This window comes from Mesorhizobium sp. B1-1-5 (assembly GCF_006443065.1).
Taxonomy (GTDB): Bacteria; Pseudomonadota; Alphaproteobacteria; order Rhizobiales; family Rhizobiaceae; genus Mesorhizobium.
Genome location: NZ_VFWS01000184.1, coordinates 1 through 7,097, shown reverse-complemented (window position 1 = coordinate 7,097; position 7,097 = coordinate 1). Strand labels below are relative to the sequence as shown.

At 65.7% G+C, this 7,097-nt stretch carries 6 protein-coding genes and 1 pseudogene; 2 read left to right on the top strand and 5 right to left on the bottom strand.

The features are described from left to right. Positions 1 to 431, top strand: a pseudogene (gene grpE / locus FJ980_RS28690) (nucleotide exchange factor GrpE); the annotation flags it as partial. Positions 432 to 543: 112 nt separating this feature from the next. Further along, entirely contained in the window at positions 544 to 1,176 is a 633-nt protein-coding gene (locus FJ980_RS28685; RefSeq protein WP_140547016.1) for a trimeric intracellular cation channel family protein, read from the top strand. A 121-nt stretch (positions 1,177 to 1,297) separates the two neighbouring features. Here FJ980_RS28685 and FJ980_RS28680 read toward each other — a convergent pair whose 3' ends face one another. From FJ980_RS28680 to FJ980_RS28660, 5 genes are all read right to left on the bottom strand, one after another. After that, the gene (locus tag FJ980_RS28680) at positions 1,298 to 2,185 is read right to left on the bottom strand and encodes a GNAT family N-acetyltransferase (protein ID WP_095769253.1); all 888 of its coding nucleotides are present in this window, start codon (positions 2,183 to 2,185) and stop codon (positions 1,298 to 1,300) included. Positions 2,186 to 2,368: 183 nt separating this feature from the next. Further along, the gene (locus FJ980_RS28675) at positions 2,369 to 4,648 is read right to left on the bottom strand and encodes a PAS domain-containing hybrid sensor histidine kinase/response regulator (RefSeq protein WP_140547015.1); all 2,280 of its coding nucleotides are present in this window, start codon (positions 4,646 to 4,648) and stop codon (positions 2,369 to 2,371) included. A 125-nt stretch (positions 4,649 to 4,773) separates the two neighbouring features. Continuing rightward, entirely contained in the window at positions 4,774 to 5,763 is a 990-nt protein-coding gene (locus FJ980_RS28670) for an MDR family oxidoreductase (protein ID WP_140547014.1), read from the bottom strand. A 55-nt stretch (positions 5,764 to 5,818) separates the two neighbouring features. Then, positions 5,819 to 6,307 carry a signal peptidase II gene (lspA, locus tag FJ980_RS28665; protein ID WP_140547013.1) on the bottom strand — a complete coding sequence of 163 codons (489 nt, stop codon included), beginning with the start codon at positions 6,305 to 6,307 and terminating at the stop codon, positions 5,819 to 5,821. Between the two features lie 10 nt (positions 6,308 to 6,317). Continuing rightward, the coding region (locus FJ980_RS28660) for an RNA methyltransferase (protein WP_140547012.1) at positions 6,318 to 7,097 on the bottom strand (780 nt) is incomplete at its 5' end.

The window sequence follows — 7,097 nt, the reverse complement described above, 5'->3', positions numbered from 1 at the left end:
ACGCGCGTACCTATGCGGTCGCGAACTTCGCCCGCGACATGATGTCGTTTTCGGACAATCTGCGCCGCGCGATGGACGCTATTCCCGCCTAGGCAAAGGCGTCCGGCGATGCGGGTTTCAAGGCGCTGATCGACGGCGTCGATCTCACCGAGCGTGCCATGCTGTCCGCACTGGAGCGGCACGGCGTCAAGAAGCTCGCGCCGGAAGGCGAGAAGTTCGATCCCAATTTCCACCAGGCCATGTTCGAAGTGCCCAATCCCGATGTGCCGGCCAACACGGTGGTGCAGGTCGTGCAGCCGGGCTATTCGATCGGGGAGCGGGTGCTGCGCCCGGCCATGGTCGGCGTTGCCAAGGGCGGCCCGAAAATCGCCGCCGGCGAAGCGCCGGTCGAGCCGGGGCCCGTCAACGAGCAGGCGGAGAAGGATGCGTAGTTAGGGGAATAGCGCAGTAAGGCAGTAAGGCAGTAAGGGGCGTATCAACAGTACGGCTTCGTGCTAAACATACTTCCCTACTCCCCTGCTGCCTTACTCCCTGGTCCCGCCCTTGAACCCCATCGCGATGCTCGACTATGCCGGCGTCGCCGTCTTCGCGGCGACGGGCGCGCTTGCCGCATCGCGCAAAGAACTCGACATCATCGGCTTCCTGTTCCTGGCCAGCGTCACCGGCATCGGCGGCGGGACGCTGCGCGATGTCATCCTCAACCTGCCGGTGTTCTGGGTCGCCAACAGCGGCTATGTGCTGATCTGTGCCGTCGTCGCGGTGCTGGTCTTCTTCAGCGCCCACCGGTTCGAATCCCGCTACAAGCTGCTGCTCTGGCTCGATGCCGTCGGCCTTGCCGCTTTTTCGGTGATGGGCGCGGCCAAGGGGCTGGCGATCACCGGCTCGCCCGTCGTGTCGGTCATCACCGGCGTGCTGACGGCGACCTTCGGCGGCATTTTGCGCGACCTGCTTGCCGGCGAGCCGTCGGTGCTGCTCAGGCCCGAGATCTATGTCACGGCCGCGCTTGCCGGCGCCGCCATCTTCACCCTTGGCGATGTTGCCGGCCTGCCTGCGCTGGCGTCCAGCCTGCTCGGCTTCGCGGGCGCATTCGCGGTGCGCGGCGGAGCGCTTAAATTCGGCTGGTCGTTTCCGGCCTATAAGAGCCGGCCGGGGCGAAGGCCGGAGGATATTCCCTGAGGGAGCGAGTAGCGAATAGCGAATAGCGAATAGGGGTTGAACGGAACAGATCCCGCCACTTTCTTCTATTCGCTATTCGCTATTCGCTATTCGCTATTCGCTATTCGCTATTCGCTATTCGCTATGCCGCGAAGCGCTGTCCTTCGCCGCCATAGTAGTTGACATAGCGGGCGCCGATCTCCTTGACCGGCATGACGACGAAGACGTCGACGGTCGAGAATTCGTGGTCGATGACGCAGCCGTCGCCGATGCGGGCGCCGACGCGCAGATAACCCTTGACCAGCGGCGGCATGGCGGCGATCGCCGCCTTGGCGTTCACCGCCTCGATCGGCATCAGGTCCATGGAGCAGTAGCGTCCCGGAACCGCGCGAACATCCCAGGCGGAGTTGGTGCGGCAATGATGGGCGAGATAGGTCAGCGCCTCGGCATGCGCCGCCGGCACGATGCCATGGAACGAGGCGCAGCCGGTCATCACGCCGATGTCGTAGTGGTTGATATAGGCCCAGATGCCTTGCCAGAGCGCCTCGATGGTGCGCTTGGAGCGGTATTCCGGCAGAACGCAGGAACGGCCGAGCTCGAGGAAACGCTGGCCGGGATGCCGCGCAATCAGCTTGGTGAGCTCGAACTCGCCCTCGGAATAGAAGCCGCCGGCCGTCGCGGCGATTTCCTGCCGCAGCAGGCGGTAAGTGCCGACGATGCGGCGGTGCTCAGGGCCGGGAAGGGAATTGTCCAACACCAGAAGGTGATCGCAGAGCGGATCGAACCGGTCGGCGTCGCGCCGGTCCTGCGCCTGGAACAGGTCCTTCCTCGCGCCAAGCTCGTCGTAGAATACCCGATAGCGCACTTCCTGGGCGGCGGCGATCTCGGCCTCGTTGCGGGCGAGCCGCACTTCGAGATTGCCGATGCGGCCCAGCGGAGCGCCGCTTGCGACGGCGTCGGCGGTACGGGCGGCGAGCAGGGCGCCGCCGGCATTCGGCCGAGTGTCACATTCAGGCACGACTGTATGCACGAGTGATTCTCCTTCGAGCCATCCCTCTTGGCACGGGGATACGGTGTAGGTGCAACAGGATTGTGACAGTACCGTGATACGACGTGGCGGGCAATACTTTGTCGGCTGGGCAATACACTCAACCGGCTATCTTGTGATCGCGAAAGCCAAGCAAGCCAAGGCGTTCAACGGTTAGAAATTTCCTCAGGCGGCAACCTGGCCCTCGACCGCCTGGACGAGCGCGTCCGGGTCGAGCGGCTTGGTCACGAAACCGCTGGCGCCATGGGCGAGCACGGCATGCCGGGTCTTTTCCTGGCTGTCGGCCGAAAGCACCATGATCGGAATCGGGGGCATGGCCAGGGACTCTTCATGGCGACGGATGGCGGCGATCGCGTCCAGCCCGTCCATGACAGGCATATGCAGGTCCATCAGCACCACATCGAAGCGGAACTTGAGGCCGGCATCGGTAACGGCATCGACCGCGGCCTTGCCGTTGCCGACGACCTTGACGCGATGCCCGGCCTTGAGGAGCGTGGCGCGGGCGAGCATGGCGTTGATGTCATTGTCTTCCGCGATCAGCACCGACAGGCCCTGGTCGCGCTTGCGCACCGAGGGGGCACCGCGCGGCTCCGGCAGCGGCTTGGCCAGCGCTGAGCCATGGCTGGTCAACAGCACCCGCAGCAGGGTCTCGCCACGTACCGGCCGGGCCAGGAAGGTGGCATAGCCGCTGGCGCGGAATTCGCCGAGCATGCCGCGATCCGTCGGCGCAATCAGGGTGATGGCCTCGCAGTCGGCAAAGCCCGAATCGCGCAGCCGCTTGAGCAGTCTGCCGTCGCTGCTTTCGAGCGCAGCGTCGATCAGGAGCACGTTGCAGCCTGCCGCCAACGGGGCGGCCTGGCTCGGTGTCGCGGCAACCTCGACGATGCCGCCATGGGCCCTGATCGCGCGGGCGATGGCATCGGCCTCGATGGCGTTTTTCGACACGATCACTGCCCGCCGGTCGGCAAGGATGTTGTGGCGATGCGGCGGCGGCTCGGTCGCGGCGACCGCCGGAAGCTCCAGGACGAATTCGGATCCTTCGCCGAGCCGGCTCGAGACCGAGATCGAGCCGCCCATCGCCGTCGCCAGCCGCTTCGAGATGGCAAGCCCGAGGCCGGCGCCGCCATGCACCCTGGTCGAGGTGCCGTCGGACTGCTCGAATTCCTCGAAAATGCGCTCCATGTCCTCTTCGCGCAGGCCCGGGCCGGTGTCGGCGATGGTGAAGCAGATACGGTCGGTGGTTTCGGTGCGGGCGCGCGCCACGGTGAGCAGCACCCCGCCCGTGTCGGTGAACTTCACCGCATTGCCGATGAGGTTGAGCAGCACCTGGCGCACGCGGCCGGGATCGGCGGTGATCATCTGCGGCACATCGGGCTCGACATGGCAGCCGAGGCCTATGTTCTTGGCGAAGGCCTTTGCGGCCAGAAGTTCGATGATGTTGTCGGCGATCTCGCGCAGCGAGGTCGGCTGGGGCTCGGGTTCGAAGCGGCCGGCCTCGATCTTGGAATAGTCGAGCAGGTCCTCGATGAGCGCGAGCAGCGCGCTGGCCGAGGTGGAGACAGCGCCGACATAGGTGCGCTGTTCGGGCGAGAGGTCGGTATCGGCAAGCAGCTTCGCCATGCCCATGATGCCGTTCATCGGCGTGCGGATCTCATGGCTGACGGTGGCGAGGAAGCGCGACTTGGCCTGGCTGGCATATTCGGCCCGTTCGCGCGCGGTGATCAGCGAGGATTCGGCGCGCTTGCGGGCGGTGATGTCGCGGGCGATCGCCCGGTGCGAGACCGCGCCGGTGTCCTTGTCGCGCACCGACAATTCGATCCAGGAGAACCAGCGTGGTCCGTTCGGGGTGCGGATCGCGACATCGGTCGAGCTCAGGCATTCATGATCGGAGAAGGCGGCGTCGGGAACGATGCCGACATCGATGCCAAGCTCGGACAAGGTCTTGCCGGCAAGATCGCGCGCATCGAGCTCGACAAGCGAGGCAAAGACGCTGTTGGCATAAACGACGTGGCCGTCGCGATCGCGATGGACGACAAGATCGCCAAGCGCGTCGATCAGGCCGCGGAAGCGCTCCTCGCTCTCCTGCATCTCCCACATGCGGTCGGCGAGAGTCTCGATCTCGGCGCGGCTGCGGGCCGCGGTTTCGTCGAGCAGCACTGCGGTGCGCCGCTCGTCGCGACGGCTGCGCAGGTGCATGGCAAGGCCGGCAAAGGCCGCTGCGGCGAGGCCGATGGTGACGATCAGCGGCGCTCCGGTAAGATGCGCCAGCCCCGCCAGAACGGCAATGGCGACGATCGTCAGGAAGGGCAGGCCGTCGTGGCTGGCCCCCGGCAGGTCGGGAGCCAGCGGCGGCGCGACGAGCACCTGCCGCTTCGGCGCATCGGGGATGAGCCTGTCAGCGCCCGCGGCTTTGCTGTCCTGTCTGATGTCGGAGTCCGCGACCATGCGCAGACCATGCCAGACAGAAATTATGGAAGGCTGGGAGGGATCGTTCGAATTTTAGCGAATCGCGCGGATTCCGGCCGCGCGCATGCGCGGGCGAAACCGGAACTTTACGAGGTCGTTGCCAGCTACATGTCGACGACGACGCGACCCCTGACCTTGCCTTCGACGATATCGCGCGCGGCAGCAACAATGCCGTCGAAACCGATCGTGCGCGACAATGTCGACAGCTTCTTGGAATCGAGGTCGGTGCCGATGCGGCGCCACGCCTCCAGGCGGACCGGCTTCGGCGCCATCACCGAATCGATGCCGAGCAGCGAGACGCCGCGCAGGATGAAGGGCGCGACGCTTCCCGGCAGGTCCATGCCGCCGGCCAGGCCGCAAGCGGCGATCGCGCCGCCATAGGAGGTCATCGACAGCACATTGGCCAAGGTATGGCTGCCGACCGAGTCGACGCCGCCTGCCCAGCGCTCCTTGGCGAGCGGTTTCGCGGGCTGGCCGAGCTCCTCGCGCGAGATCACCTCGGCCGCGCCAAGGTCGATCAGATAGGGGCTCTCGGCGTTGCGGCCGGTCGAGGCGATGACATGGTAGCCGAGGCTCGACAGGATCGAGATGGCGACCGAGCCGACGCCGCCGGCAGCGCCCGTCACCACCACGGGACCGCGGTCCGGCACGATGCCGTGCCGCTCCAGCGCCATGACCGAGAGCATTGCCGTGTAGCCCGCCGTGCCGACAGCCATCGCATCATGCGCGCTCATGCCCTCGGGCAGCGGCACCAGCCAGTCGCCCTTGACGCGGGCGCGGCCGGCATAGGCGCCGTAATGCGTCTCGCCGACGCCCCAGCCGTTGAGGATCACCTTGTCTCCCTTGCGCCAGTCGGCATGCGAGGAGGAAATCACGGTGCCGGCGAAATCGATGCCTGGAACCAGCGGCCAGCGGCGCACGACCGGCGCCTTGCCGGTGATGGCGAGCCCGTCCTTGTAGTTTACCGTCGTCGCCTCGACGGCGACGGTGACATCGCCTTCCATCAGGTCGGCCTCGGTGAGGTCGACGACATCGACGGACTGCTTCTTGTCCGCATCGCGCGAGACGAGGATGGCTTTGAAGGTGTCGGGCATGATTTTCTCCTCGCCTCTGGCTGATGAGGAAGTCTGCTGTTTCAACAGCGTGAGGTCAATTGCCAAGGTCCTGGGACTTGGTTTCGCGCCGCCAGCCGATCAGCTCGTCGAAGACGACAAGCGCCGCGCCGACCGAGATGAAGGCGTCGGCGAGATTGAAGACCGCGAAGGACCACACGGGCGTGTGGAACAGGATGTAGTCGATGACGTGACCGTAGACGGCACGGTCGATGAGGTTGCCGAGCGCACCGCCGATGATCAGCGCAAAGCCGATACGAGCGACGACATAGCCGGCGGGCGTGCGCGTGGCGAGATAGAGCACGAAGGCGACGACCAGCACGGCGATGACAACCAGGCCGGTATCGCCGAAGGACTGGAACATCGAGAAGGCGATGCCGGTGTTATAGGTGCGAAACAGCGCCAGGAACGGCAGGAGATCGAGCTTCTCCTGAAAGGCGAGACCGTTCTCGACCAGCTGCTTGATCCACTGGTCGAGCGCGATGGCGATGACGACCAGCACCGCGTAAGGGGACCAGGATTTCATTTGGCAGTCCTCATCGGATGTCGTTGGCAGGCTCGAGCTTCAACGCGCCGCGCCGGATCTCGAACAACATCACGCCGGTGGCGACCGCCAGATTGAGCGAATCGGCCCGGCCTGCCTGGGGAATTCTGAGCAGCCGGTCGCAGCTTTCGGCGAGACTGTCCGGCAGGCCCTGCTGCTCGTTGCCCATCAGCAGCAAGACCGGCCCTCTGGAGAAATCGACCGAGCGATAGTCGACCGCGCCCTTGAGATGGGTTCCGGCGACAAGGCCGGAGAAATCGCGGCGCCAAGCGAGAAAGGCCTGCTCGGTCGCCCTGGCGACCGGCACGGCGAAAATCGAGCCCATGGTGGCGCGCACCGTCTCCAGCGAGAACGGGTCGGTGGTGTCGCCGACCAGGATGACGCCTTTGGCGCCGACCGCGTCGACGGTGCGGATCACGGTGCCGAGATTGCCGGGGTCGCGCACCCGGTCGAGCGCGACCCAGACATCGCCGTCCCTGGCGCGGATGTCCTTCAGCGGCACGGTCTGCTGCGCAAAGACGCCGACGACCATTTGCGGGTTCTCGCGGCGGGTGACGGCAGCGAGCACCTTTTCGGAAACTTCGAGCACCATGCCGCCGGCGGCAACGGTCCGCGCGGCGACCTTTTCGACGGCCGGGTTGCCGAGTCCGGCCTTGGCGAAGACCAAGGTCCGGATCGACCAGCCGAGGTCAAGGGCATCGATGACCAGCTTCAGGCCCTCGGCCATGAAGGCGTTCTGCTGGTCGCGGAATTTCTTGAGCGCCAGCGCCTT